Source organism: Paenibacillus sp. A3 (assembly GCF_001399685.1).
GTDB lineage: Bacteria > Bacillota > Bacilli > Paenibacillales > NBRC-103111 > Paenibacillus_G.
Genome location: NZ_JTHN01000014.1, coordinates 23,076 through 49,540, shown reverse-complemented (window position 1 = coordinate 49,540; position 26,465 = coordinate 23,076). Strand labels below are relative to the sequence as shown.

The window sequence follows — 26,465 nt, the reverse complement described above, 5'->3', positions numbered from 1 at the left end:
CCCCGGTGGGCCCGGAGGCGCTCCAACCGGACCCGGGGGCGCTCCCTTGTCCCCGCCGCCGTCATTTACGCCTCCTCAAATGCCTCAGGCATTTGCTATCGATCCGGGCGGCATCCGGCGTTGCCGGTTTCAGTATGTGTACATCTGGCAAACGAACGGTCAGCAGTACTGGATCTTCCTAACGTTCGTCGGCCGCAATTCCATCGCCGGATACCGCTGGTTCGGATACGGTCCTTTCGGCTACTGGGTATACTTCGGTCTCGATTTGGACCGGGTTCAACAATTTTATTGCTACCGGTGACGTCGGCAGCGTCGAATAAAGCCGAGCTTGTCCGCGAAAAAAGGCAAACGGCCGTTATGCTAGCTTTCTCAAGCCCCGTGCTGCGCACAGGGCTTTTTGACATCTTGACGGTCGAACCGCCGAAGACTTGATCACGTCCGCTCCTTTCCCTCCTGTTCCTCCTTCTTCCAGGGCGGATCGGCAATCTCGTGCAGCTTGCGGTTAAGCCGGTAAACGGTGTAAGGGATGGCCCAAGACAAAAATGCGCACAGCCAAATCGAGCCCGACGGCGAATATTCCTTTACAAGTTGAATCATGCAATCGTCTCCTATCGGTTCGAATGGTCTACCGTTCCGGTCCGGCGAATAATGACACGAGGCTCCACTCGGATTTCGCATTGCGTAAAGTAGCGCTGCCCTTTTTCCCAATGATCGCCGATCTGTTTCCATAATTTGTAATGATTCTGCTGCAAGTTGGCGCCGAGCCCAATCACATCCGCCTGAAAATCGCGCTGCAGCTTGCGGACCGTCGCCTTCGTCATCCGGACGATCTCCCGCTCTGCCGCCTGCTCTACCATATCCACCGATTTTCTTTTGAATAAATCGAGCGACTGCGCGTAGCTTTCGCCTATGGCGCCCTCCGCTTCGATACGGATTGTAAAACGGATGTGCTGCGGGTCGCTGACGTCGGCGGCGATAGTTCTCTTCTTCATCGTGAGATCGCATACGACCAACTTCTTTTTCACTTCGGCTTTCACATTTCCCGTCCGAAATTTGCCGGTGAGCAGGTTCAAGCCTTCCGTCTCTTCCGGTCCAAGCACCCCGACCATCTGCGAGTTTTCTCCACGGATTACCGCTGCCCCTTCGAGCTTCACCTCGTGCCTGTCCTCTGCGCTCATCATCCGCTGCACGACAAAGCTTCGTTGACTGAGCAATTGCTCATGAATGTCCCCCAGCTTGGTTTCCGGTAAAATACTGGCGTTCTTTACACTATTCTCCGATACGGAATTGATGTACATGACCGGCAGCTTCTCGTTGCTGGGTTCGACATTCAATATGCTCCGGGCTTCGCCTGCCGTGACGAATACCTTGGCGCTGCGGCGCATCTCGGACTCGCGCAGAAAAAAATCCAGCACGCGGGCGAATTCATGGTCGTTCCCCGCAACCTTATCCGAGATCGCGATCACTTTTAAATGCTCGTAGTACGGAAAGCGGCTCGCTCGTCCCGCAAGCTGCTTGTCGATATCGAACAACGTGTCTCCTTCCGACGTTAAGTTCAAATAAGCTTGGCCCGAGGCCGAACTTTTCGAACCGCCGGCGCTCTGCAGCTTGCTGGGTACGACGAATTGATACGTTACCACGTATCGCGCCTTGCCTCGCAGCTTTTTCTCCACCCCCGCTTTTCTTTGCTCTGGGTTATGGGACGTCCTTGGAACATCAATCGCAACACCGATCACAAAGCCACGCTCGTCGATTTCGACACGATCCCAGCACCCGGCCGTCAGTACCAGAAGAACCAGTGTGAACAAAACGGAAACCGGCGTTTTAAGCATGCCCCGATACCCCCCGAAGCTTGGCAATCGCAAGCAGCAGCGAAGGGATCAAAATACCGACGAACACATCGACATAGCTGAACAACCGCCCGTAGGCGGCGAGCTGCGTTAAATCCTTCGGCAAATAACCAGCTAAATAAATGATCGGAGCCAAAGCGAAGGCTACCGTCCGTTTGCTTGACCGGCGAAAAAAAGTGCCTGCGATCCAAATGCAAATGTCAAGCGTCATCGTAGCGGAATTAAAGATCGTCATTAACCAAATCGTAAAAAAAAACGATTCGAACCGTTCGAGAATCGCCCCGGGTACCTCGATTTCTTTGGCCAGCTCCACCGCCGGATACTGCAGCTCCGCAGTAGCCTTGGCCGAGAAGACGCCTATCGTCACGATGAACAATGCCGTATAAAGGATAAGCGGTATGGAGATGCCGATGACGGCGGCCTTGACCGTATCCTTAGGCCGGTTCATTAAAGCGGCATAAAAAACGACAGATTCAAAACCCAAAAACGAAAACAAGCTTTCCTTGGTGCCTATGCCCATTTGTTTCCACCCACTGATCCCTATGGGCTTCAGCTGCTCGAATTCGAAAAAACCGGCGTTCATCACTAGCACCAGCACAAAAACGACGATGACGAAGGGAAGAAACAGCAAATTCAGACGCACGATCCCTACCCGCGACCCGGACGCCGCATAAATGACAACCAGAAAAAAAATGAGGCCGATAACTTCGACCGGCGTACGTGTAAATAAATATTCTTTAGCGACCTCCGCCGCCCCCCGCACCTCATAGCTGGAGAACATGGCAAACGCGATGAAAAAGAATACGGAGAAGACGGCAGCCAGCGGTTTCCCGACAATGCGGGGCGCAAACTCGGTGAACGGCTGCTTGGGAAAGCGAATCGCCAGCTTCGCCAAAACCCACGTAAAGACCATGCTCAATAGGCCGGCAATCACAATGGCAATCCAGCCGTCCGACGAAGGCACCACTTTAGCGATGCCGCGCGGCAGCGTCAATACGCCGAGGCCGAGAATCATCGAAGCAACGGAAAACAGCAGTTCCGTACCGTTAATCTCATCATCGCCGTATTCGAACCTTCTCACGTGAAGCCCTCCGTTTCCGTCTAAGTTGTCTTCTGCTTTTTTATCCCTGTCCCTTCGATCCATCCTTTTTGTTCATCCGCACCTTGTCCAGCGTCTGCATGAGCTGCGGCCGTTTTTCGAGAACCGTCACCGGCGCGCGCAGGATCAGATCCTTCCAATCGTTCCAAAAGAACGGCGCGAACGGTACGGTAAACGGAACGCCGAAGCTCTTGAGGTTCACGATATGGATGTTGATCATGATATACACGAGCACGATCCCGTACAGGCCGAATATGGACGCTGCCAGCATGATCAGAAACCGCAGCATGCGAAGCGAGATCGCAAACGAATAGGACGGCAGCGAAAACGAAGAAATGGCCGTAATGGCAACGACAATAACCATGATCGGGCTAACGATTCCCGCCGCCACCGCCGCTTCCCCGATCACAAGCCCGCCGACGATGCCGATCGTTTGTCCGATGGGCTTGGGCAGCCGGATGCCCGCTTCACGGAGCACTTCCAGCGTCACTTCCATCAGCAGCGCCTCGACAACGGCCGGAAACGGCACGCCTTCGCGTGAGCCTGCGATCGAAAAAGCAAGCTTGGACGGGATCATCCCTTGATGATATTCGACGAGCGCAATATACAGCGCAGGAAGAAATGTCGCCAAAAAAGCGGAAACCGTGCGCAAAAGCCGCATTAACGAAGAAATGAGCCAATGATGATAATAATCTTCCGGCGATTGAAACATCGAACCGATAGTAACCGGCATAAGGAGCGTAAACGGCGCCCCGTCGACCAGCAGAGCAATCTTTCCTTGCAGAAGCGCCGAAGCCGTTTTATCCGGCCGTTCCGTGCTGTGAATCAGCGGAAACGGGGTAAGAAAGCTGTCCATCATCCACTGTTCGATATAGCCGGAACCTTCCGCCTCATCCATATCGATCGTGCCTAGTCGCCGCTTCGCTTCCGCTACCAGTTCGGGATGAGCGATGCCGTCGATATAAGCAAGGACAACCTCCTTCCTCGATCTGCGCCCGATGCGGAAGGAGATGTAGCGCAGATGCGGATCGCGGAGCCGGCGGCGCACCAACGCCGTATTGGTCCGCAAATTTTCCGTGAAGCCGTCCCTTGGCCCCCGAATAAGCGCCTCCGTTTGGGGCTCTTCCACCGGGCGTTCCTGCCAACGCTGGCTGCAGATCAGCAGCGCGTCCGACGAACCGTCCACCAGGAGCGCCGCAATCCCGGATAACACGCCGAGCATCGTTTGGTCCAGAGAATCTACCCGATCGATGCTGTTTACCGATAAAATCTCTTTTTGCAGCAGGTCAAGCAAGGCGCTGCCTTCGCTGGGGACCGCATGGGTCTCCAGCCATCTTCCCGATAGCAGCACCCGGAGCACCTCTTCGTCCAACAGATCGGCATTAGTCAAGCCGTCGATGGAAATTAACGAGCAGAGATGCTTGTGCGGCCCGACCCTGAATTCGCGGATGATCAGGTCATTGGGAGAACCCAGCAGCTCTTTGATCATGGATACGTTATGCGTGACCGATTCCGTCAAACGGGCTATCGGTTCTTGTGGAGTCTCGCCGGCAGTCTGCTGCTTCCGAAGCCGCTGGCGGAACAAAAACCGCAGCATGGCAGTTCCTCCTCCCCTGATCGATCCGAACCACTGCTATGTAGCAGATTATTCCTGAAAACCCTGCGTTTTATGCATAAAAAAGCCCCGCCGCATCACGCAGGTGAGTGCGCGAAGGACGGGGCGGACTTATTTGGCCGGAGGAAAAAAAGGAGGTTCGACACGCTCGATGACCCATCTGGCGCTGTCGTCACTGCGTTTCAGGTGAAAGGTAAGCTTCTGCTTTTTCGGTCGACGGCCGACCTCATGGACCGTCACATCGACGGGCAGCTCCAGTCCGAGCCGACCGCTTGTATCCTGCTCGCGGAACGGACGGATTCGGCGGATCGCCTTGATCTTGCCTATATCACTTATATAGTGGTCCAGCTGAGGGTGCGCCGTTTCGCCGAAAGCGTATCTTAGCAGCTGCGGGTCCTGTTGATTGATCGCGATCAGGAAGCTGTCCGCCACGGCATAAGGCGAAGCAAGCCTGAAGCCTTCCTCCAGACGGCCGGCCGCTTTGTAGACCATCCATTGATGGTCGGGGTCGACATTTTTGGAGCGATGGATCGTGCTCCCGAGAAAATGGACGCAAAAATGTCCTGAAAACCCGTTTCCGGGAATGCCGTCGCCGCCATGCGGCATCCCGTGCATTGAAGCGGCAAACGACCGCCCGTCCTTTTCGACCAGTACGGCTCTCCGTCTCCAGCTCCAAGCGCCTTTATAGATCTCTTTCATTATCGCAGTATCCGCTTTGGTCAGCGGCTGCATATCCGCATGGCTGCTGCCGGCGCGGCGCTGTGCTTGAAAGGCGAGCCCCGTCTCCAAGTCGACGATCCGGCATACCGCTTTCATGGCAACCGTTTTTCGCGCTTCCTCCCACGAGGCCAATTGGCCGTAATGGGCGGCACGGACCGCTTCGGCATATCCGTGAAGCCGATCTTTTAGGACCTGGGGCAGCTCCAGCGACTGCATATGCTGCGTATCATACCAGGTGCCATGCGCGTCGATCGCATACCGGACTGCCGCTCCTTGCTTCTCCAGCACCGCATATATATCCGTAAGCGGCACCTGCTGCACAGGCCGCACTTTATCCGGCAGCAGCTTCTTGAGCAGCTTGGGCGATCGGACCGCCAGCTCGCTGCGCATAGCCGATTCGGGCGAAGCCTGTACGACGAAGGTGAGCTTGGCCGGAGCGGCAGGCGCCCCCGCGCGGACGGGCAACGACCCGAGACCGATGCAAACCGCAGCCGCCGCCAAGATCAGAACCCCTTTTTTCATACGTTTCCTCCGTACCTTCAAAGGATATGTCATTAGCTTGCCGGTTTGATGGCATTTTCACACAAGGAAAAAGGTAGAAACGGAAGATCGTTATAATGCTCACCGGACAGGTCATCCTAAATCTAACATTTGCGTTCAGGAGGGATCGGACATTCGTAAGATCATTACGGCTACATTGGCGGCTGCCGCCGTAGGCCTGCTTATGGTTCAGTCTTCCGTTATGGGGGAGGATGCGCCCCGCAAAGGAAGGGCCTACTACGAACAACGCGGCGAAGTCGTCTGGGAAGTGCCGACGGCGGAAAAAGTCATTGCGCTTACGTTCGACGATGGCCCCGATCCGGAAGATACCGCGCAAATTCTCGATCTTCTCAAGCTCTACGAAGCGAAGGCAACGTTTTTCCTTGTCGGCAACAAGGTAAAGAGGTTCCCGGAGCTGGTGAAGCGTGAAGCGGCGGAAGGCCACGAACTGGCCAATCATACGTATAGCCATACGTATTTTAAGCGAAACGGATCGGTCACCAAGCTGAAACAAGATATCCAGCGCGCAGAAGAGATCATCTACGCAGCCTCCGGTCAAAAATGCCGCCTGTTCCGGCCGCCCGGCGGGTTCTACAACGAAAAGCTGATTGATATGGCGAGGAATGAAGGATACACGGTCGTGATGTGGTCTTGGCATCAGGATACGAAGGACTGGGATACCCCGGGAGTCGACAAAATCGTCAACAAGGTTCTTGGCCACGCGCGCAGCGGGGATATCGTGCTGTTCCACGATTACGTGGAAGGGAAAGGTCAGACCGCCGATGCGCTCAAAGAAATTTTACCCGATCTGAAGAAGCGCGGCTTCCGTTTCGTTACCGTATCGGAGCTGTTGACCTACGGTAAAATGAAGCCCGTAAAAAAGTTGCGCACCCCGGACATCCATCCATAACTGGATGCCCTCCCTTTCCATACAATACAGTGATCTGTATTTTCGGAAGAGGAAGGAGCAGTGCGGTGAACTATTTGGATATGCTGTCCCGTCTGGGCGTCGGAAGCGCGCATCCCGGCGGCTTCTCCGCCACCATGTCCCAGCTTTCCCGCTTTCCGCTGCCTGCGGGGAGCCGGGTACTGGAGGTCGGATGCGGTACGGGAAGAACGACCTGCTATTTGGCGAAGCAAGGGTTTGACATTATAGGGCTTGACCTTCGTCCCGACATGCTGGCCAAAGCGAAGCTCCGGGCCGAAGCCGAGCAGCTTGACGTGAGGTTCGTGGAAGGAGACATCACGGCGCTTCCGTTCGAAGCCGCGACCTTCGACATCGTGCTGGCGGAATCGGTTACGAATTTTTCCGACATCGGGCAGGCATTGGCTGAGTACGGCCGGGTGCTCCGGCCCGGAGGCATTCTGTACGACCGGGAGGTGATCGCAACCCCCTCGATCACGGAGCAGGCTTACCGGGAGGTCACCGGCTTTTTTCAGCTGAACGCCCTGCTCACGGAACAAGAGTGGATCGAACGGCTTCAGGCGTCCGGCTTTGCCGAAATCACCGTTTGCGACCGCTCCGCTTTTGTCCAACACATCACGGACGACCAAATTGCCTACCCCGATATGAACCAGGTCATGGACCCGGGAGCTGTGCTCGATGCATCCGTCTGGCAAACGTCACTTGCGCACGACGATCTGATTGCCGCAAACCACGATTACTTGGAGCACGCTCTGTTCATTGCCCGAAAATGACGAGCGTCATGGCGAAATGTAGCAACTTCAGGCCGGCTTGAGCATATGTTGAACTATCTTATCAAGTCGAGCGTGATGCCTACTATGAGCCTGTCGGGCCTTGAAGCCGCAAAGCGGTTTGTAAATATGCGGTTTCCGCAAAGCGAAGCGGCCATTCTGGCCGGAAGTGTCGTCCAAGGGGGCGCGACGCCAGGGTCGGACCTGGACGTCGTTGTTTTCGACGAGTCCCAATACGGGCCTTTCCGCAAAACATACCGGGCTTTCGGATGGATCATCGAAGCATTCGTAATGAACCGGGGGGCGTACCGCTACTTTTTCGATCAGGCCGTGGAATCGGCCATTCCCTCCCTGCTGCGGATGTGCTCGGAAGGCATCGTGCTGCACGGTCACGAGCACGTCGCGGCCATCATCGAGGAAGCCAGACGCGATCTGGATGCCGGTCCTCCGGCCTGGTCCATCCAAGAGCTTGACCGGGCGCGGTATGAAATCGGCGAGACGCTGACAGACCTGGAGTGCAGCGCCTCGCGAGCCGAAGGCTTGTTCATAACGGCAAAGCTCGCCGGGATGCTCGTCGAATTCGCACTGCGGACCGGCGGCTTTTGGATCGGGGACGGGAAGTGGCTGCAGCGCAGCCTCAAGCTGTCGGACCCGGCCCAAGCGGAAGAGCTGTACGAAGCGCTTGAAGCCTATTACCGGCTGGATCGCACCGAGCCCCTTTCCGCTTTCGTGCAAAAGCTGCTGGAGCCGTTCGGAGGCTTCCTTGTCGAAGGATACGCCGAAGGCGATGATCCGGGCGAAGAAGAATCGGGACCGTAACGCAAAAACAAAGTGCTTCGTTCGCATAACCTGCGCCACGAAAGCACTTTGTTTTTGCGTTCCTCTTATTAATGTCCGCCTCTTGGCGGTTGATGCTCTTCATACGCTGGGCTCTCTTTGGGACGAGCCTTGACCGGCAAGCGGATTTCGATCGTCGTTCCTTGCCCCTCTTCACTGGCAATCGACATCGTACCGTCATGATTTTCAATAATTTTCATGCTCACCATCATACCAAGCCCGGTTCCCTGCTCCTTGGTCGTGTAGAAAGGCTGGCCGATGCTCGCCAGCTTCTCCGCCGGGATGCCGCACCCTTGATCGATGACCCGTACGGCGATCTGCCTTCCCCCGGCTTCCGCAGCCACCTGCAGGGTCAGCTTTCCCCCATTGGGCATCGCTTCGACCGCATTTTTCAGCAGATTGATAAACACTTGCTTGAGCTGGTTCTCGTCGCACTCCAGCAGAGGCAGGTCCTCCTCATATTCGGTAACGATCTCGATATTGTTCATGATCGCCTGCGCGTCGATGAGCGTAGCGACATGGCCGATCAGAGGGCGGATGTCCTGCCGACGAATTTGCGCCTCTTTCGGTTTGGACAGCACCAGCATCTCACCGATGATTTCCTCGATCCGGTTGATTTCGGAGGAGATGATTTCGTAATAATACGGCTTGTCCGAAGCGTTCGATTTGAGCAGTTGAATGAAGCCTTTGATCGCCGTCAGCGGATTGCGGATCTCGTGCGCGATACCTGCGGCCAGTTGACCTACAAGCGATAGCTTTTCGGAGTGCTCCAGCAGCTCCCGCGCTTTTTCGGCATCGGTAATATCCCTTACCATCACCCGGGTCGCGAACCGCCCTTCGAACCAGGTCGGAAACGAGAACACCTCCACATCGATCGGCCGGCCGCCGACCGTCATGAGCTTCTGCTTCATGGGAGCCAGAGCTTGGCCGCCCTCCATCATGCGAATCCGATTGCGCACGATCGCATGAAAGTCGGGGTGCAGAAAATCGTAAACCGACCGGCCGAGCAGCTCCTCCGGAGCGGATGCCTCAAGCAGCTTTACTGCCGTATCGTTCGCATAAACCCATCGGCTTGCTTGCTCGATAAATACCGCTACGGGCAGTTCCTCCACCAGCGACCTGTATTTTTCTTCGCTATGGAACAGCTTTTCCTGCGCTTGCATTCGTTCCGATATATCCCGCGCCACGGCGACAATGTTGCAAACCTCGCCGTGCTGGTCCCGAATAAATTTAATCGAGCTCTCGTACCAAATGTAATACCCCTGTTTATGCCGCTTTCGGAGCATATGCCGACTCTCGTCCGAACGGGCCGAGGCGACGGATTCGAAGGCATGCTTGAAATCCTCGGGATGAACCAGCGTTCTTCCCAAAACGCCGATTAATTCCTGCGGATCATACCCGAGCTGCGTATATACGGCCGGAGAAATATACTGGATACTGCCATTCGGCGCACAAAGCGTAATGATGTCTTGACTGTGGGACGATATCAGCTCATACTGCCTTTGGCTTTCGCACAAATGCTCCCAAAGCTTTTTTTGATCGGTAACGTTTTTACCGGTGCCCTGCAGCGCTGTAATCTGACCATTCTCGACAAAAGGAATGACGGTCACATCAAGGTTCAGGTACCGCCCCCACCGATCGATCCCAACGATGTCAAAACGCTGGGGCGCTCCCTGAGCCACCAACGCCAAGCAGTCGCGAACCTTGCCGTGCTCCGAGGCGTCGATCATCGCGCGGTAATGAAGCCGCATTCGTGCGATTTGCTCCCGCGTATAGCCCGAAAGCTTCTCGAACGCCGGATTCACATCCATGTAATATCCGTCCAAATCCAACACAAACATCGGATCGGGATGATAGTCAAACAACGAACGGTAGCGTTGTTCGTACAGCTGCCAGCGGCCGGGATCGCAAGCCGCGATATGTGCAATATAGCAAGTAAGCGCTTCATTTTGTTCGTGTGAATAGCGTGTCACGCTGACCCAAACAGGTACGGCATCCCCTTCCCGATGGAGGAAGCGAAGAGATCGTTCGCGAGGACTCTCATCCTGGACATCGCGCGTCAATTCCTGCCAAAACTCGGCCCAAACGGCGACATCGTCCGGATGGCAAAGCTGGGCTACCGCCCGTTCTTTCAAACTCGGCTCCGTCTCGTCCAAGAGCCGGCACAACGCCGGATTGGCCGCAAGAAAGCGGCCGCCGGCAGAAACGAGAGCTATCGCATTTGGACTATATTGAAAGGTTCGGTAAAAAAGAGCATGTGAAGTGAGGTCCCAGTCCACGTCAAAGTTCATGCGTGCCTCCTGTTTCGAGCCTGCAGTTATCAGAAATGATCGATCATCGAGAAGCATCCGACCATTGCGGACTGCCATGTCCTATTAGTTAACATTCTATGGAAAAGTAGTTTCTCCTCCCGTTTTCACAAAAAAAAGAACAAGAGCGCAAACGCTCCGTTTCGGAACGCTGCGTCCTTGTTCGCAAAAGGATTATCGTTTGCCGGTTTCGTAAGGCTCGCCAAGCGAAGCGGGCGGCACTGCCCGGCCTACAGCGCCGGCAAGCACCAGAATCGTCAGCACGTATGGCAGCATGAAGAGAAACTCCATCGGAATGCTCTTGGCAAAATCGAACAGCTGCACGAAGTTGCGGAGCGCTTGAGCAAAGCCGAAGAAGAGCGCGGCTCCCAACACGCCGACCGGGTGCCATTTGCCAAAGATCATCGCCGCAAGGGCGATAAAGCCTTGACCGGAAATCGTATTATGCGAAAAGCTGCTCGTCGTCGTCAGCGTAATCGTCGCCCCGCCAAGACCTGCAAGCGCACCGCTGATCATGACGCCGATATACCGGTAACGGGAGACGCGGACGCCCATCGTGTCGGCTGCGCTCGGATGCTCCCCGACCGATCGCAAGCGCAAGCCGAACGGCGTTTTGTAGATGACGTAATACGTTACGGCAACCAGAATGAGCGCCAGATACGTCGTAGGATAAGCTTTAAAGAATGCCTCGCCGATCAGCGGGATGGAAGACAGTCCCGGAATCGTCACTTTGGTGAATACCGCATTCAGCGTCTCCGTTTGCCCCGACCCTTCGAAAAGGATTTTGACCAGATAGACCGTAAGCCCGGCCGCCAAAAAGTTGATGACGACGCCGCTTACGACTTGGTTCGCATTAAACGTAACCGTCGCCACGGCATGAATCAGGGAGAAGGCAATCCCGAAAATAAGGGCGGCGACAAGTCCGATCCACGGCGCCGCTCCATCCATCCCTGCCTTCTCGGCGAAATGCGTGGCGATGGCGGCGGCGAACGCGCCGGATACCATCAGCCCTTCCAGGCCGATATTGACGATGCCCGACCGCTCCGAGAAAATACCGCCCAAGGCGGCAAAGATCAGCGCAGTGGAAAACACCAGCGTGGTGTTGATCAGCTCGCCGAAAATATTCAATGCCTCCATCTAAGCCGCCTCCTCTTTTTTCCGTTTGGCGTATATCGGGAGCAGTACCCAACGCACGATACCGTGAGTCGCTACAAAGAAGATAACCGAGCCGATGACGACACGGATGATTTCCGGCGGAACGTCTGCGGCAAAGCTCATCCCGGCGGACCCGTACGTGAGCGAGCCGAACAACACGGCGGCGAGCACGACGCCAAGCGGATTATTGCCGCCCAGCAGCGCTACCGCGACCCCGTCGAAGCCATAGCCCGGCGAAGCAGCCACCACGGTTTGATAATGGAACACGCCCAGCACATCGACGACGCCGGCGAGTCCTGCGAAAATGCCGCTGATAAACATCGATTTGACGATATTGCGGTTCACGTTCATTCCCGCATAGCGGGCCGCGTGCGGATTATGTCCGACGGCGCGCAGCTCATAGCCTTGCTTCGTCTTCCACAGCAGCACGTAGAAGACCGTTGCTGCCGCCAAAGCAATCACCGTGCCCCAATGCATCCGGGCGTTGCCCATCAATTCGGACAGCCAGCCGATCGAGAGCGAGGCCGAATCCTGCGTCGGATACGAACGCTGCTGTCCCGGCTGCAGCAGAAATTGATTGACCACGTAGTTGGACAAAAACAACGCAATCCAGTTCAGCATAATCGTTGTGATAACTTCGTTCACGCCCCGCTTTGCCTTCAAATATCCGGCAAGCGCGCCCCACAGCCCGCCGATCAGCGCACCGGCGACGACAGTAAGCGGCGCATGAATAAACCAAGGCAGCTGCAGCTTGATCCCGATAACGGAGGCGGCAGTCATCCCCATCATGAACTGTCCTTCTCCCCCAATATTGAACAGCCCGGTCCGGAATGCAAAAGCAACGGACAGTCCCGTCAAAATAAGCGGAGTAATCTCACGGATCGTCTCGCCGAAATCGTAAGGGTCCCCGAATACTTTGCCCACCAGCGCGCTATAGGCGGTCAGCGGATTGTAGCCGCCAGCCAGCATCACCAGCGCTCCGAAGAGCAATCCCATCAAGATCGCGACAAGCGGGACCAACGCCGAGTCTTTGGTTACGATTTTAATCAATTTATCCATGGTCGGTCCCTCCTTGTCCATGTCCGCCGGCCATCAGCAACCCCAGCTCTTCTTCATTCGTTGTTTCGGGATCCACCTCGCCGACAATCTGTCCGCTGTGAATGACCGCAATCCGGTCGGATACGTTCCGAATCTCATCCAGCTCGAACGAGATCAGCAGCACGGCTTTCCCATGATCTCTAGCTTCGATCAGCTTGCGGTGCACGAATTCGATGGCGCCGACGTCCAGTCCCCGGGTCGGCTGCGCCGCGATCAGCAGCTCGGGATCTTTGTCCAGCTCGCGGGCGATGATCGCCTTCTGCTGGTTCCCGCCGGACAGCGCGCGCGCTTTCGTATGGATGCTCGGCGTGCGTACGTCGAACTCGCTGATCAGCCGCTGCGCCTGCGTCTCAATCGCCTCGCTGTTCAAAAAGCCGCCGCGGTTATACTTCGGCTGGTAATACGTCTCCAATACCATATTCTCGCTCATCGAGAAGTCCAGCACGAGTCCGTGTTTATGCCGATCCTCCGGAATATGCGATACGCCGGCCTCGGAGACGAACCGCGGGGACTGGTTGGTCAGCGGCTTGTCCTTCAGTACGATCTCTCCGCTATCCACAGAACGCAGCCCCGTCAACGCCTCGATCAGCTCGCTTTGTCCGTTGCCGTCCACACCCGCGAGTCCGAGAATCTCTCCGGCCCGCACCTCGAGCGAGAGGCTGTTCAAGGCGGGAAGGTTCCGGTTATCCTTAACCGACAGGCCGCGGATCTGCAGCACCGGAGCTCCCGGCGAAGCCTTGGTCTTATTGACCTTGAACGTAACGCTGCGCCCGACCATCTTCTCGGCCAGCTGCTGCGGATTCGTTTCGGCAACCTTCACCGAATCAATAACCTTGCCGCGCCGGATAATCGTGCAGGTATCGGCAATCGCCATAATTTCCTTCAGCTTATGTGTAATCAGAATGATGGATTTCCCTTCGGCGGCGAGCCGGCGCAAAATATCCATCAGCTCTTGAATTTCTTGCGGCGTGAGCACGGCGGTCGGTTCGTCGAAAATGAGAATGTCCGCCCCGCGATACAGCGTTTTCAAAATCTCGACACGCTGCTGCATCCCAACAGAAATATCTTCTATTTTTGCTTTCGGATCGACCATCAGGCCGTACTGCTCCGAGATGTTTCTAACCTTCTCGTTCGCTTCCTTATAGTTGATGGAAGAACCCTTTCGGGGCTCGCTGCCGAGAATAATGTTTTCCGTCACGGTGAACGGCTGTACGAGCTTGAAATGCTGATGCACCATGCCGATCCCCAGCTCGATCGCCTTCGTCGGGCTGTCGATGGCGGCTTTGCTGCCCTTCACCCAGATCTCGCCCTCGTCCGGCTGGTACAGACCGAACAAAATGTTCATCAGCGTCGATTTGCCTGCTCCGTTCTCGCCCAGCAGCGCATGGATCTCTCCCTTGCGCAGCTTCAAGCTGATGGAGTCGTTGGCCGTAATGCCGGGAAAACGCTTCGTAATCCCGCGCAGCTCGACCATCATGTCGGGTGAACTCATGAGCTTCCCTCCCCGCAAAATGTACAAGTCAGTTCAAGGTGCAAATCAAACGACAAGGCCGGTGGGTCACCAGCCTTGTCGAATTGGAATTTATTTTTCCGGAACTTTGATTTCGCCTTTAACAATCTTCTCTTTGTACTCGTCCACTTTCTTCAGCACGTCGGCCGGTACGTTCTTCTTGGAAGTGTCCGGCAAGCCTACGCCGTTGTCTTTGAGACCGAGAACGACGTTTTTGCCGCCTTGGAATTTGCCGTCGATCACATCCATGGTCACGCGCTTCACCGCTTGGTCGACACGCTTCACCATCGAGGTCAGCGTCACATCATCGCCGAATTCAAGCGACTGGTCTTTGTCCACGCCGATGACCCATACTTTTTTGCCGGCTTTGACACGGTCTTTCGCTTCGTTGAACACGCCGTTGCCCGTTGCGCCCGCCGCATGGAAAATAATGTCCGCACCGTCGTTATAGATCGTTGCTGCCGCCGCTTTTCCAAGGTCTGGCTTGTCGAAAGCCGCCGCATAGTTGATCGTTACCTTTGCATTCGGGTTGACTGCAGCGACGCCGGCCTTAAAGCCGACTTCGAAACGTTTGACGACCGGAATTTCGAGACCGCCGACGAAGCCGACTTTGTTCGTTTTCGTCATCAGACCGGCGACAACGCCTGTCAGATATGCTCCCTCCTGCTCCGCGAACGTGACGGATTCCACGTTCGGGGCTTCCACAACGTTATCGATAATCGCAAAGTTCGATTTCGGGTTTTGCGTCGCAACCGTCTTGATGGCGTCGCCCATCAGGAACCCGATCCCCCAAGTTAGATTGTAATTATCTTTAACGTACGAATTGAGATGAGGAATGAAGTCCGCGTCGCTTTTGCTTTGCTGGTATTTCACGTTAGCGCCGGTTTCTTTCTTAACCTCGTTCAGGCCTTCCCACGCGCTTTGGTTAAACGACTTGTCGTTGACGCCGCCGATGTCGGTAACCATGCCGATGTTAAATTTTTCCCCTTTTTTACTGGCTCCCGCTGAGGTTTCCGCAGGCTTGGAGCCGCCGTTAGCCGCATCTTGCGGCGCCGGCTTCGTTCCGCATCCGCTCAGGACGAGCGTAGCCGCGAGCATGAGGCCTGCCGTCGATTTGAACCATGTTTTCATTTTTGTTTGCCCCTTCCATGTATCTGTATGTAAGCGTTAAAATAAGTGCTGTAGCAATCTCCATTATAAAGGGTTTATTTAACCATCGTCCATATGTTTCTGAACAAAATTTCAAAAAAAACGCAGATTTTGTTACAATTCTGCGCCTTGTGTCATATTTCCTTATTAGGAAAGGTTCTTTTACTATTGTAGATCGCCGCAGGCCTGCAATAATATAATGAAAAATAGCAACGAAGTACAGGAGGAATGCGTTCATGATCCATTTCGGCGCGCTTCATCTGCAGGCGGTATCGGGGATCGGTATGGCGGCGATGGCGCTGCTTGCGATATTCGTTCGGGCGCGGGCCAGCCGCAAACCGGTTTCCCCGGCGAAAATCGTCATGCCACCAATCGGCATGAGCACCGGCTTTCTCATGTTTGCCGTCCCGGCTTTTCGGGTCCCTGCGCTGTGGGTGCTGCTTGCCTTGGCCGTAGGGCTGTTGCTGTTTTCTTACCCGCTTATCCGCAGTTCCAAACTGGAGCTTCGCGGCGGCGAAGTGTACGTCAACCAATCCAAATCGTTTTTGTTCGTGCTGCTAGGGCTCCTCATCTTGCGTTTGGCGCTGCACAGCTACATCGAGCAATATATATCAATTCCGCAGACGGGAGCGCTCTTCTTCCTGCTGGCTTTCGGAATGATCGTTCCATGGCGGGCCGCCATGCTTCTTCAGTACCGCAGGTTGCGGCGGACAGCCGCTTAACGGGGCAACGGTCCATGAGAAAAGGCAGTCCTTCGCATGCGAGGAACTGCCTTGTTTCATTATTACAGCCTGACGACCTGGCCTGTAGCCTGCGATTCGAACGCCGCCAAAATCACCTTCAGCGAACGCATGCCTTCTTCCCCCGAAATGCTCGGCGGGGTTTTCGTCACGATCGATTCCACGAACGCGTCGATCACGCCGCTGACCGTCTGCTTCTCGTTGGTCGCGATGGCGCCCACCTTATGGCGCTCGATCGAACCGTTGCGGAGCTCCACGATAATTTGATCGTCCGGATGCGTATCGATTTTCATGATGCCGTTCTCGCACCAGAGCACCGTGCTGTTGTCCCCGCCTTGGTAATAGGTCCAGCTTGCGACAAGCGTTCCGATGATGCCGCTCTTCATGCGAAGCACGCAGGCCGCGTTATCGTCAACGTCCGTTCCCGCTTTGTCGAGCGTGCCGATAAAGCCGGCGACATCCGCCACCTCGTCATCGAGCAGCCAGCGGATCAGGTCCGATTTATGCACGCCCAGATCGCCCATGGCGCCCATAATCGCTTCATCCTTGCGAAAAAACCAGCTATCCCGGCCGTCGACGCTCCAGCTTTCTGGTCCCGGGTGTCCAAATGAAGTACGGAACGTCAGCACTTTGCCTAGAGCGCCCGCGTTCAAAATCTGCTTGGCCTTCATATGATGAGGCATCAGCCGCTGGTTGTGGCCGACCATCAAATAAACGCCGTTCTCCTTCGCCGCTTCGATCATCGCCAGCGCTTCTTCTTCCGTCGCAGCCATCGGCTTTTCGACCAGCACATGCGCGCCGGCTTTTGCTGCGGCAATCGATACCGGAGCATGCAGAGCATTCGGGGTGCACACGCTCACCGCATCGGGTTTTATCTCGCGCAGCAGCGTTTCATAATCGGTGTAAGCTTTTGCTCCGTACTGCCCGGCGTAATGCTCGGCTCTCTCCTGAACCGGATCGCAAAAAGCGACCAGCTCCGCATGAGGATTTACGGCGTACTCGGGAATATGACGGTGTTTGGAAATGGCGCCGCAACCGATCACGGCCACTCTCAATTTGCTCATGGAATTCAATGCTCCTTCGGTTTGTTAAATTAAATATGTTGCAAATAGTTCGTTTTCACCCACTGCAAGCTGTTCGCCACGCTTTGCAGCGGAGGCTTCTGGCATACGTCCTGCTCTACGACGAGCCATCCGACCCCTGCTTCGGACGCGGCGGCGATGACCTTAGGCAGGTCGACAACCCCTAAACCGAGCTCCATCGTTTTCATCTGCCCGTTATCGTCTTTGCCGAAATCTTTCAAGTGCAGCAGCGGCAGACGGCCGGCGTATTTCGGAATATACGCCAGCGGGTCCTGTCCGGCGAACTGCACCCAGCAGACGTCCATTTCGACTTGCACCGCTTCGGGAGAAGTCGTTTCGTACATCGCGTCGAATACATAAGAGCTGCCGACGTTCATCTCGAATTCGAAAGCATGGTTGTGATAGGCGAAAATAAGCCCCTGCTTGCGCACTGCCGCTCCCGTTTCTTGCAGAAAAGCAAACAGCGATTTCCAATCCTCTTCGGTACGGCGATCTTCCTCGGCCACATAAGGACAAATCAAATATTGTCCGCCGATCGTTTTTAAATAATCGATTTGGCCCTGCAGATCGTCCCGCAGCTGCTGCAAGCCGACATGGCTGCCAATCGCTTTAAGTCCAAGCTCCTGAAGCAAATCTCTCAGCTCTTCCTTCGCCAAACCGCCGTATCCGGCAAATTCGACGCCTTCGTAGCCGAGCTCGGCTACTTTCCTCAACGTGCCGCGGAAATCGGCGGCGGTTTCATCCCGCAATGTGTAAAGCTGAAGCCCGATGCCCATTCTTCTCATCGTGAACACTCCCTGATTTAGGAATAGCTTGCTTATTTGCTTTCATCATACACGAGAATAGCCTAAAATGAACATAAACGATATAATCGTAACATCAACAATTTTGCTATAACTTTTTACGAAGCGGAGAGACGGCGATGGAAGCGGAAGTGTTCACATGCGGTTATTCGTATCATGCGCAGCGGTTTCATACCCATTATAAAACCGGACTGCCGCTCTACTTGTTCCGGTTGCAGACGGAAGGGGCCAGCGAGGCGGTGATCGACGGCAAAACGCACCGGCTCGGACAAGGGGATCTGCTGCTGCTGAATCCCGGAAGAACCTACGAGCTATTCGTAGACGAATACGAAACGACGTCCAAGGGAAGAACGATTTCCAGCGGGGATTACTACTTGATCTGCGGGGGCCGTTGGATGGACCAATGGTGGAAACGCGGAGACAAACCGACGCTCTCGCGAATCGATCCGGGAGAGCAGTTGCTGGCGCTTTGGCGGCACTTGATTATTGAAAAGCAGCGCCCGGCGGACAAGCAGACCGGCGAGCTCGTCGGCTGCTTGCTGCAAGCCCTTTGCCTGTCTCTCGACCGCGCGGCGACGGAAAGCGCCCCCTCCTACGGCCGGTCCTTTACGGCGCTTCGGATGAAGCGGTTCGTGGAGGAGCATGCCACTTCGACGTTCAAGGTAGAGGATGCCGCGCGTCAGGCAGGGCTCAGCGTATCCCGGGCGGTTCATCTGTTTAAGGAATGCTATGGCAAGACAATGCTGGAATATGCGCTCGAAATCCGGCTGGCCGCCGCTCTGGAACGGATGAAATATACCGCCATGACGCTCGAACAAATTGCCGAAAGCTGCGGGTTCGGGGGATATTCATATTTTCACCGTGTATTCAAGGACAAGTTCGGCATTTCCCCGGGCGCTTACCGAAGCGGCGAACGCCGGGAATAAAAAAAGTCTCTCTTGTTTAGTAGAGAGACAAGGCAAGCGAATCTTTTTCGTTAAACGAATGCAAAATGGCCTCGCAGCCGATCACTTCAATGCTGATTAATGTTTGGAGACATTTTTTCAGCGTCTGTCTTCCGTTTTCTACCTTTTTATCCAGCGCCAGCTTGAGGAGCTTCAATGTTTTTTTATTCAAGTTGTCGGCGAAAACGGGGATCTGTTTGTTTTGAATGGTTACAAAAACTTTCATCCTCACACCGTCCTACATCATATTTTACTAGTTACTAATAGGATAAATTACGATCATTAAAATAAGCTTAAAATAATATTACAATTTGTCAACAAGTTTCTTAACCCTTTCTTAAAGTCCCGTTCGCATGGTGTTTCCTTCGCTCGTTTTCGCAAGCGCTGTTTCCCGGAAAACGGCAAGCCAAGTAAAAGGAAGTATGTTTTCCCGGATTTTTCTCATACTAATGCGGGATTGAATGTGTGATGGGATGGAGGGAACGGCATGCGCCGTATCGCTTGGATTATTGTCTTATCGCTGATGTTGGGCCCGTTTCAAGCCAGCGCCGAGCCTTCGTCGGAAACCGAGGAAATCCGCAATTTTCTTACGGAATTATACCGAGCCCGATCGGAATTTCTAATCCGGGACGTGCCGATCGATACCTTTTATTTCGAAAAGGTGCCAACCAGCCAACAAGCCCTGTATCTTGAAAAGAAACGGAAGGCTTATTTTCAGGCCTGGGCCAACAAAAGAGACATCATCGTTCATGCCGCCGAAGGGACGCTAAAGATCTTTCGTATCAGGCCGACCGATTCGCTGATCAAAGTATCGCTCGTGCACAGGCTGAAAGTCACTTATTCGTATGCCCCGGGGAGCAAAACGCCGGCCGAGTTCGGGCTCGGAACACGGCACGTTCTTACCTTGAAAAAAGAAAACGGGCAGCTGCGGGTACTTAAAGAATGGTATCTCGATCCGCTCGACATCGATTCGGACGATGCATGGTTTTACCGTTCTTCAATCGAATCGGAGCCGGAAACCGAGAGCCTGAAGTCCGATACGGTATCTAAGTCACCGCAAAAGAGGCGATATAACCGCGAGAAAGCCGTGGCGTATGCCGATAAGTACGCCGGGTCGGCATGGGGGGCCGGAAACGATAACCGTTACAATCCGAAATACCGCGATTATACCGGCATAGGCGGAGACTGTACGAACTTCGTTTCCCAAGTCATCGGCGATCCGGCCGAAGGCGGTGGGCTGCCCATGACGCATACGTGGAGATACAGCGCCGGCAACGGGAGCCGGGCATGGGTAAGCACCGACGCTTTAAAGTCGTTTCTCCTTTATTCCGGTTACGGGAAAATCGTTGGCAGCGGCACCTTCGATCAAATCGTGCGCGGCCCTTCGGCGCCCGCCATCTGGTCCAAGCTGCAGCCCGGCGACCTGATTGCTTATATGTACAATAACGACGTAGACCATTTTGCCGTCGTTGTGGGCAAGGATGAGCGGGGACTGCCCTTGATCAACTGCCACACGACTGACCGTTACCACGTTCCGTTTGATCTGGGCTGGGAAAATTACACCCACTTTGTACTGATTCATATCGCCGATTAGAGAAATCATACGGCCGCCGCCTCGGACATAAGATGAAAGTGGACAACACTTTTCCGTCCGGCCGAGGTGGTGATGCGGATGATTCTGCCCCCGATATTTAAACAGATGGCGCTTCGGACAAGCGCAATGTTAATTGTGAAATTGCTCGGGCTGCTCCTCCGCATTCCGTTATTTCGTTATTTGGGTCCGGAAGGAGTAGGCTTATACCAGATTGCCTACTCGTTTTACGGCCTCGTCCTGACCTTGCTCACCGGTGGCATGCCTATGGCGCTAACCTTGTCCACCGCCAAAAACGCCCGAAACGGTTGGCGGATTTACCGCAACATGTCCGTGCTCTACATCGGGGTATGTACGCTGCTGTGCACAGGCTTCTTCCTGTTCACGAACGAAATTTCACTTCGGCTCGGCAACGGGAAGTTGGAGTTGGCGATTCGCATGTTCTTGCCGGCGCTGTGGCTCGTTCCGCTGCTAAGCCTGCTTCGCGGGTATCTTCAAGGCTTGGAAGCGTTCGGGGCTATCGCCGTCTCCGAACTCGTCGAGCAATCGGTCCGGGTCGGGAGCATCCTGCTGCTCCTCTCGATCGGCACGAGTCTCAGCATGCCGCAAGCTTTGGGCACGGCTGCACTGGGCGCATCGACGGGGGCCGGCTGCGCCTTGGCTTTCCTGCTTGTGATGCTGCTTCGCCATTCACAGTCTTCTTCCGCGAATGCTATCTCAGGCCAAGCAGAGCCGGATCGCAGTCTGCGCTTGTTCGCGCATACGGCACTTGCCTTGACGGCCACCCGGCTCATCATCCCTTTGTCGGATTTCCTTGAAGCGTCCATCGTTCCGATGCGGCTCCAGGCCTCCGGACTTTCGTCGGGACAAGCACTTGCCATATTCGGCGAGATGACGGGCATGGCGATGACGATCGTCTATATCCCGACCTTGATCACGTTTTCGCTCACCCATACGCTCTCCCCCAAAATCGCCGCCGATTGGCAGGCACGACAGTTCGACCGCGCCTTCCGGAGAATCGGCAAGGCTCTAAACCTAAGCATGTTATGGGGGATCAGCGCGGCGCTCTTCCTGTTTACCTTCGCCGAAGAACTGGCGCGCCTGCTGTTCGACCAAGAGAAGCTTGCCGCAGCGATTCGCTTGCTTTCGCTCTGTCCGCTGCTTGCGGGACTGCGAGAAGTGACGATAAGTATTCTGTGGTCCGTCGGCCGGAGAAAAGAGCCGATGCGCAGCATTCTCGTTGGCATTGCCTGCTCCATGATCATGCTTTACGTATTGACCGGGATTCCCGGATGGGGCTATACCGGGATCGCGGCGGGCGTGCTGCTGTTTGAAATAATTCCGGTACTGTGGAATCTTAACGTACTCCGCCGCGATCTGCAGCTATCCTTCTCCGGGAAGACGCTTGTCATGAACACCGCCGTCCTGCTGCTGCTGACCAGCGTCGTCACGCTTTGGGGAGGCCGGCTGCTGCCCGCCGCGGGCTTCTCCGGAATGCCTCTGCAGCTAACGCTCATGCTTCTGACGTTTGCTTGCTCCGCCGGTTACGTTGCGCTTGTCGCGCTAACGCGTCAAAAGTAACGAGGCGCAGCGCCGGAAACGACAACAGCCTGAACCCTTTCGGTCGTGAAAGGATTCAGGCTGCTTCGATTTAGCGGGCGCCGGATTGGATTTGCTGCTCCGTCTTCCCCTTGGTGTTTGCAGGGGTAAACTTCGGACCGGCGACCGGTTCGGTGGAGGTCTGTGCGCCGGAAGCCCCGGAAGCGCCGCCGGCTTTGGATGCGCCGCTCGCCGGAAGCGGCGGACCTTGCATCGGAAGGTCGAGCTGCACTTTTTTGACGATCGGCTCGCTGGCTTTGCCGTATTTGTTCTCCGCCTTGATCTCGATCGTATTCTCGCCGATCATCAGGACGACGGGAGCAGATACTTGTCCGCTGCCGACGTGCTGCCCGTTGACGAAAATGTTCGGGCTCGGGTCGTAGCCGCCGTCCGTCGCGCTTGCTTTTACGGTAACAACCGGCTGGGCCGTTTTTTCCGGCAGCGTCTCGACCGTGAGCGTGGGCGCCGGGCGCAGAATCGATCCCATCATCGGCGTCCAGAACGTGGACAACAGAATGATGATAAGCAGCAGCGGAAGAACGAGAATGCCTAGCCGAAACAGTCTTCTCTTATACCGCAGTACAAACTGGATGATGCCCGGGTCCTGCTTCAGCTTGATGTCTTTAAACACGGCGGCGAACGCTTCGTTCGGCACGCCAAGCAGCAGTTCCTTGATCGGCTTGTTCTTGAACGCCTTGGCATCGTGCCGGTCAAAATACCGCGTCAGCGCAGCGCGGTAATGAACGTCGATTCCCGAGCCGCCGGAAAACCGGGAATCTCCCGCGCTCCATACCATAAATTCATAGATCGTATCCGTCCCCCGGGTCTGAGCGGCTACGTACTCCAGCATCCGGTCGAAGTCATACCCGGCTTCGTATCCGCCCCCACCCCGGACTCCCGCATCCGGACGGCTGAAGGCGTAGGCGATTTTGCCGAATGTCTCTGGTCCTACCTTATCGCCGAGCGTCTTCTTCAGCAGTTCCTGCGCCCGTTCCAGATCCAGCGGGCCAAGCCGCTCGATGGTTGCTACGACATCGGACGGCTTGCGCCGCTCCAGCGTCAGCACCCGGTACACGGCGGTCAGCAGATCCAGCGTCATGCGTCCGCCGCTGTTCAAGTTGTGCAGTAGCTCCGGCTGCGGCGGGTCCAGCATAAACTCAAGCTGCAGCAGGTCTTCGTAGCTCAGTCCGGTCGGGGTCAGACCCTCCAGCAATTCGAGCTGGATTTCCAGCTTGAGCTGCATGCAGAAGTCTTCGAATTGCGGCTTTCCTTCGCGCTCCGGCAGACGGTCGAAGTAGATGTATGTATTTTTGGCCACTTCCATCCGTCTGGATTTCTCCGCCTTGAGCAGCTGCTTCATTTTTTTCAATACTTCATTGCGGAAAAAGTGCTGCAGCAGCAAATCATCCGCGGACATCAGCCAAAACTTGATTTCTTCCAAAAACTCCTTGACCGATCCGCTCGCCGTGATCCGATAGGCTGCATACTGCTCCGCCGTCTGGGGATGCTGCTCGTGCAGCTGCTTCAGAACGGCGAGAAAGACCGCATTCTGCTTCCGCAGCGGGTCGATCAGCGGAACCGCCGCGCGGATATCGCCGGAGACTGCAGACGCCGCCCGCCGGATATAAAGCGCAAAGCTGGCGATCAGCAGCGTTTTCGTCCCCTCGTCGGCAAAAGCGTAATAATCTAGCAGCGGCGTAACGAATTCCGCGGTAGGCACGCTGTCCCCATCCATCAATTCCTTGCGGATCAGCTTGCCGAGCAGATCGTTCAGCCGTTTTTTCCGCCCTGCGGTTTCCGCCGTCAAGTACTGAAGAATGCCCTTCACAGTGCCTGCCCGATTCTGCTCGTACAAGCCTTCCTGGCCCTGCTCGATCCGGAACAACTCGCTCAGCTGGGAATAGGTCGGAACGGCGAGCGCGACGGGATGGCCAACGTCCTGCAGCGCTTCCTCGCAAAAGTCGTAGAACCGCTCCAGACCTGCCTTATCTCCCCGGTACTCCCAGACGTAGTCCAGATACGAATGCTCGGTGCCGGACACGTCCACACCATGGACCCGCTCATTCGGCAGATCGAACAAATAATCTTTTTCAAGCTGACGGTCGGGCAGACGGATGCTGCCTTTTTCCACGAACATGACATGGTAATGCTGCTTGCCTTCCGGCTCGCTCTGGTACGTGACGAATCCGAGCTGCCGGCGCATCGCATACGGCAGGCAGCGGTAGACGAGCTCCATCAGCCGTTTCGCTTCCTCGCTCCCGGCCGACACGTCCGCGTCCAGCGCGACGTACACCTTCTTCTTGTTCGTGAGCGACGCCATCACGGCGCAAAGCAGCTGCTGAAACCGGGTGCGGTCCAGCTTCAGTCTGCCGAGCAGCCGGTCCGGGTTCTCCGGTTTGGCCGCGGCGTCGTAATCCAGCTCGTCCAGCTCCGGAATCGACTTCCCGTCCTGAATATCGTAGCTGCTTCGGAAGTCCCGAATGGCAAGCAAACGTTCCGGCTCGCGTACGAAGGCCTCTTGACGTTCCTTGGGCACAACGTAATGATGCGTGAAAAAAGCGCTCCGCTGTCCGGTGAAGTCGGCGCTGACGTAAACGGTGCGTCCGATCACAAGCTCCCCGCTATCGGCATGGAAGACGCCGAACGCTTCCGGATACCGGCTCTCGTCCGCCTCTCCGCGCGCGAGCAGCTCCTGCGGCGCCTTATACACGCAGTACGGATGCAGCGCCGCTTTAATAAAACCGTTATCGAGCCCGGCGGATTTCGCTACCGTATCGAACCCTTCGTTCGTGCGGAAAATTCCTTCCCGGTCCCGGGTAAAATAGTGCTGCTGAATGTTTCGGTCCCGGCTCACGGCGCATCTCTCCTGTCGATGTAGTCGAGCTGGTGAAGCAGCCAGATGAACGGTTCGTCCACCCGGGTCGGGCTAATGACGCCGGTCACCTGCCGGTTCACCGGGTTCGAACCGAGCGCGGATACGGCGAAGTAGGCGGTGTTCTGGAAATACACGTCGACCGCATCCTTGAACGGCCGGTCCACCTTCTCGATAAAGCGGCGGATTTCGCCGTTAATGTTCTCAAACTCGGTCTGGTCCAAATAGCCTTTGTGAATCACGTTGCGGAACACGTTGCTGTTGGACTGAATATATTCGCTGTCTTCCTCTTTCAAATATTGCAGCATATCGCTCTTCGTCAGAACGATGGCCGTCGGAATTTTCGTCTTACTGCCCTGCTGATGGGCGATGAAGTTTTCGAACAAGCTGATGACGACCTCGCGCGGCTCGTCATAGCGGCTTGCGAACTCGCCTTCTTCCTGGCCGACGTTCAGGCGGATTTTGTCGCGGATCGTGCGGATTTGCAGCGGATCGACAAGAAATAAAATGCCCGAGGAATTTTTAATATGCGACGCATAGATTTCCAAATAATCGCGCTCCACCATGCCCTCGCCCGCAACATCGAAGAACACGAGCGTGAGCGGCGCGCGCTGTTCGTCCTTGAATACGAACTGGAAAATAAACGGCTCCTGCTGCTCGTTCGGGTTCGTCGACTCCAGCATCATGCCGCGGTCGAAGATCGGCTCCAAATAATTTTGCCGGAACTTCCGGCTGATTTCGGCGCTGAGCGGCATGCAAGCCGCGTCGAAATTCGAAGCCGTCGAGGATTGCAGCGTATGGATCAGCGACGTCATATAGACCGATTTGCCGACCTGCGACGCCCCGACGATGGAGATGATGTTGCTCGGCATTTTGCCGGCCGAAATCGGCAGCTCGTTGTGGCAGCTCGGACAGAGCCGCCGCCGCGTCGCCACGCCGTAACGGTCGATGACCGCCACCAGCACGTTTTCCGAGTAGACGTGGTTCTCTTCCGGGATCGTGTACGGCTCGATCACCGCCTCCATGTCCTGCTGCGACAGATTGAACTTGCGCCGCCATGCATTCAACCGCTCGTCTTCCTGCAGCGTAAATTCGTCGTCGTTCTCCTTCGTATGCGCGGCGCGGAATACGACCTCGTCCGGCTCGAATTTATGGAAGCAGTACGGACAAACGATGCTGTAATAAGGCGGACGTTCTTTTTCCACAGGCTTCTTTTCGAAAAATTGCTTGAAAAACCCCAACATGCCCAGGTCCCTC

At 55.6% G+C, this 26,465-nt stretch carries 22 protein-coding genes and 1 pseudogene; 8 read left to right on the top strand and 15 right to left on the bottom strand.

Annotated elements, in window-relative coordinates; genetic code table 11:
- A pseudogene (locus tag QJ48_RS37280) lies at positions 1 to 301 on the top strand (hypothetical protein); the annotation flags it as partial.
- A gap of 131 nt (positions 302 to 432) precedes the next feature.
- Here QJ48_RS37280 and QJ48_RS37950 read toward each other — a convergent pair.
- The 5 genes from QJ48_RS37950 to QJ48_RS01685 all read right to left on the bottom strand — a co-directional run bounded on the left by QJ48_RS37950 (position 433) and on the right by QJ48_RS01685 (position 5,806).
- Entirely contained in the window at positions 433 to 597 is a 165-nt protein-coding gene (locus QJ48_RS37950; protein ID WP_193394376.1) for a hypothetical protein, read from the bottom strand.
- A gap of 11 nt (positions 598 to 608) precedes the next feature.
- The gene (locus QJ48_RS01700) at positions 609 to 1,832 is read right to left on the bottom strand and encodes a Ger(x)C family spore germination protein (RefSeq protein ID WP_054971938.1); all 1,224 of its coding nucleotides are present in this window, start codon (positions 1,830 to 1,832) and stop codon (positions 609 to 611) included.
- Positions 1,825 to 2,931, bottom strand: a complete 1,107-nt coding sequence (locus QJ48_RS01695; protein WP_054971937.1) for a GerAB/ArcD/ProY family transporter — start codon at positions 2,929 to 2,931, stop codon at positions 1,825 to 1,827. The genes QJ48_RS01700 and QJ48_RS01695 overlap by 8 nt, the downstream gene beginning before the upstream one ends.
- A 40-nt stretch (positions 2,932 to 2,971) precedes the next feature.
- Positions 2,972 to 4,546: a spore germination protein gene (locus QJ48_RS01690; protein ID WP_054971936.1), complete on the bottom strand. Its 1,575-nt coding sequence runs from the start codon at positions 4,544 to 4,546 to the stop codon at positions 2,972 to 2,974.
- A gap of 129 nt (positions 4,547 to 4,675) precedes the next feature.
- Positions 4,676 to 5,806, bottom strand: coding sequence for a hypothetical protein (locus QJ48_RS01685; RefSeq protein ID WP_054971935.1), 1,131 nt, complete (start codon positions 5,804 to 5,806; stop codon positions 4,676 to 4,678).
- A gap of 202 nt (positions 5,807 to 6,008) precedes the next feature.
- Here QJ48_RS01685 and QJ48_RS01680 point away from each other — a divergent pair, with 202 nt between their 5' ends.
- The 3 genes from QJ48_RS01680 to QJ48_RS01670 all read left to right on the top strand — a co-directional run bounded on the left by QJ48_RS01680 (position 6,009) and on the right by QJ48_RS01670 (position 8,338).
- Positions 6,009 to 6,734 (top strand): polysaccharide deacetylase family protein, encoded by a 726-nt coding sequence (locus QJ48_RS01680; protein ID WP_054971940.1) that lies wholly within the window; start codon positions 6,009 to 6,011, stop codon positions 6,732 to 6,734.
- Between the two features lie 65 nt (positions 6,735 to 6,799).
- The gene (locus QJ48_RS01675; RefSeq protein ID WP_054971934.1) at positions 6,800 to 7,522 is read left to right on the top strand and encodes a class I SAM-dependent methyltransferase; all 723 of its coding nucleotides are present in this window, start codon (positions 6,800 to 6,802) and stop codon (positions 7,520 to 7,522) included.
- 45 nt (positions 7,523 to 7,567) lie between these two features.
- The gene (locus QJ48_RS01670; RefSeq protein ID WP_337589612.1) at positions 7,568 to 8,338 is read left to right on the top strand and encodes a nucleotidyltransferase domain-containing protein; all 771 of its coding nucleotides are present in this window, start codon (positions 7,568 to 7,570) and stop codon (positions 8,336 to 8,338) included.
- Between the two features lie 68 nt (positions 8,339 to 8,406).
- On the opposite strand, the gene QJ48_RS01665 is transcribed toward QJ48_RS01670, so the two are convergent.
- From QJ48_RS01665 to QJ48_RS01645, 5 genes are all read right to left on the bottom strand, one after another.
- Positions 8,407 to 10,647 carry a PAS domain S-box protein gene (locus QJ48_RS01665; protein ID WP_054971932.1) on the bottom strand — a complete coding sequence of 747 codons (2,241 nt, stop codon included), beginning with the start codon at positions 10,645 to 10,647 and terminating at the stop codon, positions 8,407 to 8,409.
- A gap of 192 nt (positions 10,648 to 10,839) precedes the next feature.
- On the bottom strand, positions 10,840 to 11,802 hold the full coding sequence (locus QJ48_RS01660; protein WP_054971931.1) for an ABC transporter permease: 963 nt from the start codon (positions 11,800 to 11,802) through the stop codon (positions 10,840 to 10,842).
- The gene (locus QJ48_RS01655; RefSeq protein WP_054971930.1) at positions 11,803 to 12,879 is read right to left on the bottom strand and encodes an ABC transporter permease; all 1,077 of its coding nucleotides are present in this window, start codon (positions 12,877 to 12,879) and stop codon (positions 11,803 to 11,805) included.
- Positions 12,872 to 14,410: an ABC transporter ATP-binding protein gene (locus QJ48_RS01650; RefSeq protein ID WP_054971929.1), complete on the bottom strand. Its 1,539-nt coding sequence runs from the start codon at positions 14,408 to 14,410 to the stop codon at positions 12,872 to 12,874. Before QJ48_RS01650 ends, QJ48_RS01655 begins: the two co-directional genes overlap by 8 nt.
- Positions 14,411 to 14,500: 90 nt before the next feature.
- On the bottom strand, positions 14,501 to 15,559 hold the full coding sequence (locus QJ48_RS01645) for a BMP family protein (RefSeq protein ID WP_054971928.1): 1,059 nt from the start codon (positions 15,557 to 15,559) through the stop codon (positions 14,501 to 14,503).
- A 254-nt stretch (positions 15,560 to 15,813) separates the two neighbouring features.
- Here QJ48_RS01645 and QJ48_RS01640 point away from each other — a divergent pair, with 254 nt between their 5' ends.
- Positions 15,814 to 16,299 (top strand): CcdC family protein, encoded by a 486-nt coding sequence (locus QJ48_RS01640; protein WP_054971927.1) that lies wholly within the window; start codon positions 15,814 to 15,816, stop codon positions 16,297 to 16,299.
- 62 nt (positions 16,300 to 16,361) lie between these two features.
- Here QJ48_RS01640 and QJ48_RS01635 read toward each other — a convergent pair whose 3' ends face one another.
- Entirely contained in the window at positions 16,362 to 17,381 is a 1,020-nt protein-coding gene (locus tag QJ48_RS01635) for a Gfo/Idh/MocA family protein (protein ID WP_054971926.1), read from the bottom strand.
- 29 nt (positions 17,382 to 17,410) lie between these two features.
- Entirely contained in the window at positions 17,411 to 18,184 is a 774-nt protein-coding gene (locus QJ48_RS01630; RefSeq protein ID WP_054971925.1) for a sugar phosphate isomerase/epimerase, read from the bottom strand.
- A 137-nt stretch (positions 18,185 to 18,321) separates the two neighbouring features.
- Here QJ48_RS01630 and QJ48_RS01625 point away from each other — a divergent pair, with 137 nt between their 5' ends.
- On the top strand, positions 18,322 to 19,128 hold the full coding sequence (locus QJ48_RS01625) for an AraC family transcriptional regulator (RefSeq protein WP_054971924.1): 807 nt from the start codon (positions 18,322 to 18,324) through the stop codon (positions 19,126 to 19,128).
- Between the two features lie 16 nt (positions 19,129 to 19,144).
- On the opposite strand, the gene QJ48_RS01620 is transcribed toward QJ48_RS01625, so the two are convergent.
- Positions 19,145 to 19,372, bottom strand: a complete 228-nt coding sequence (locus QJ48_RS01620) for a hypothetical protein (RefSeq protein WP_054971923.1) — start codon at positions 19,370 to 19,372, stop codon at positions 19,145 to 19,147.
- 261 nt (positions 19,373 to 19,633) lie between these two features.
- Here QJ48_RS01620 and QJ48_RS01615 point away from each other — a divergent pair, with 261 nt between their 5' ends.
- Both QJ48_RS01615 and QJ48_RS01610 read left to right on the top strand, forming a co-directional pair.
- Positions 19,634 to 20,740, top strand: a complete 1,107-nt coding sequence (locus QJ48_RS01615) for an amidase domain-containing protein (RefSeq protein ID WP_054971922.1) — start codon at positions 19,634 to 19,636, stop codon at positions 20,738 to 20,740.
- A gap of 78 nt (positions 20,741 to 20,818) precedes the next feature.
- Positions 20,819 to 22,318, top strand: a complete 1,500-nt coding sequence (locus QJ48_RS01610; protein ID WP_054971921.1) for an oligosaccharide flippase family protein — start codon at positions 20,819 to 20,821, stop codon at positions 22,316 to 22,318.
- A gap of 70 nt (positions 22,319 to 22,388) precedes the next feature.
- Here QJ48_RS01610 and QJ48_RS01605 read toward each other — a convergent pair whose 3' ends face one another.
- Both QJ48_RS01605 and QJ48_RS01600 read right to left on the bottom strand, forming a co-directional pair.
- The gene (locus QJ48_RS01605; protein ID WP_054971920.1) at positions 22,389 to 25,190 is read right to left on the bottom strand and encodes a cadherin-like beta sandwich domain-containing protein; all 2,802 of its coding nucleotides are present in this window, start codon (positions 25,188 to 25,190) and stop codon (positions 22,389 to 22,391) included.
- Positions 25,187 to 26,452 (bottom strand): TRAFAC clade GTPase domain-containing protein, encoded by a 1,266-nt coding sequence (locus QJ48_RS01600; protein ID WP_054971919.1) that lies wholly within the window; start codon positions 26,450 to 26,452, stop codon positions 25,187 to 25,189. Before QJ48_RS01600 ends, QJ48_RS01605 begins: the two co-directional genes overlap by 4 nt.
- Positions 26,453 to 26,465 lie beyond the last annotated feature (13 nt).

Coding starts and splice junctions, on each gene's coding strand:
- QJ48_RS01620 (WP_054971923.1), bottom strand. CDS start 19,372: ATGAAAGTTTTTGTAACCATTCAAAACAAACAGATCCCCGTTTTCGCC.
- QJ48_RS01650 (WP_054971929.1), bottom strand. CDS start 14,410: ATGAGTTCACCCGACATGATGGTCGAGCTGCGCGGGATTACGAAGCGT.
- QJ48_RS01630 (WP_054971925.1), bottom strand. CDS start 18,184: ATGAGAAGAATGGGCATCGGGCTTCAGCTTTACACATTGCGGGATGAA.
- QJ48_RS01615 (WP_054971922.1), top strand. CDS start 19,634: ATGCGCCGTATCGCTTGGATTATTGTCTTATCGCTGATGTTGGGCCCG.
- QJ48_RS01655 (WP_054971930.1), bottom strand. CDS start 12,879: ATGGATAAATTGATTAAAATCGTAACCAAAGACTCGGCGTTGGTCCCG.
- QJ48_RS01670 (WP_337589612.1), top strand. CDS start 7,568: ATGTTGAACTATCTTATCAAGTCGAGCGTGATGCCTACTATGAGCCTG.
- QJ48_RS01685 (WP_054971935.1), bottom strand. CDS start 5,806: ATGAAAAAAGGGGTTCTGATCTTGGCGGCGGCTGCGGTTTGCATCGGT.
- QJ48_RS01645 (WP_054971928.1), bottom strand. CDS start 15,559: ATGAAAACATGGTTCAAATCGACGGCAGGCCTCATGCTCGCGGCTACG.
- QJ48_RS01640 (WP_054971927.1), top strand. CDS start 15,814: ATGATCCATTTCGGCGCGCTTCATCTGCAGGCGGTATCGGGGATCGGT.
- QJ48_RS01680 (WP_054971940.1), top strand. CDS start 6,009: ATGGTTCAGTCTTCCGTTATGGGGGAGGATGCGCCCCGCAAAGGAAGG.
- QJ48_RS01625 (WP_054971924.1), top strand. CDS start 18,322: ATGGAAGCGGAAGTGTTCACATGCGGTTATTCGTATCATGCGCAGCGG.
- QJ48_RS01700 (WP_054971938.1), bottom strand. CDS start 1,832: ATGCTTAAAACGCCGGTTTCCGTTTTGTTCACACTGGTTCTTCTGGTA.
- QJ48_RS37950 (WP_193394376.1), bottom strand. CDS start 597: ATGATTCAACTTGTAAAGGAATATTCGCCGTCGGGCTCGATTTGGCTG.
- QJ48_RS01665 (WP_054971932.1), bottom strand. CDS start 10,647: ATGAACTTTGACGTGGACTGGGACCTCACTTCACATGCTCTTTTTTAC.
- QJ48_RS01635 (WP_054971926.1), bottom strand. CDS start 17,381: ATGAGCAAATTGAGAGTGGCCGTGATCGGTTGCGGCGCCATTTCCAAA.
- QJ48_RS01610 (WP_054971921.1), top strand. CDS start 20,819: ATGATTCTGCCCCCGATATTTAAACAGATGGCGCTTCGGACAAGCGCA.
- QJ48_RS01600 (WP_054971919.1), bottom strand. CDS start 26,452: ATGTTGGGGTTTTTCAAGCAATTTTTCGAAAAGAAGCCTGTGGAAAAA.
- QJ48_RS01660 (WP_054971931.1), bottom strand. CDS start 11,802: ATGGAGGCATTGAATATTTTCGGCGAGCTGATCAACACCACGCTGGTG.
- QJ48_RS01690 (WP_054971936.1), bottom strand. CDS start 4,546: ATGCTGCGGTTTTTGTTCCGCCAGCGGCTTCGGAAGCAGCAGACTGCC.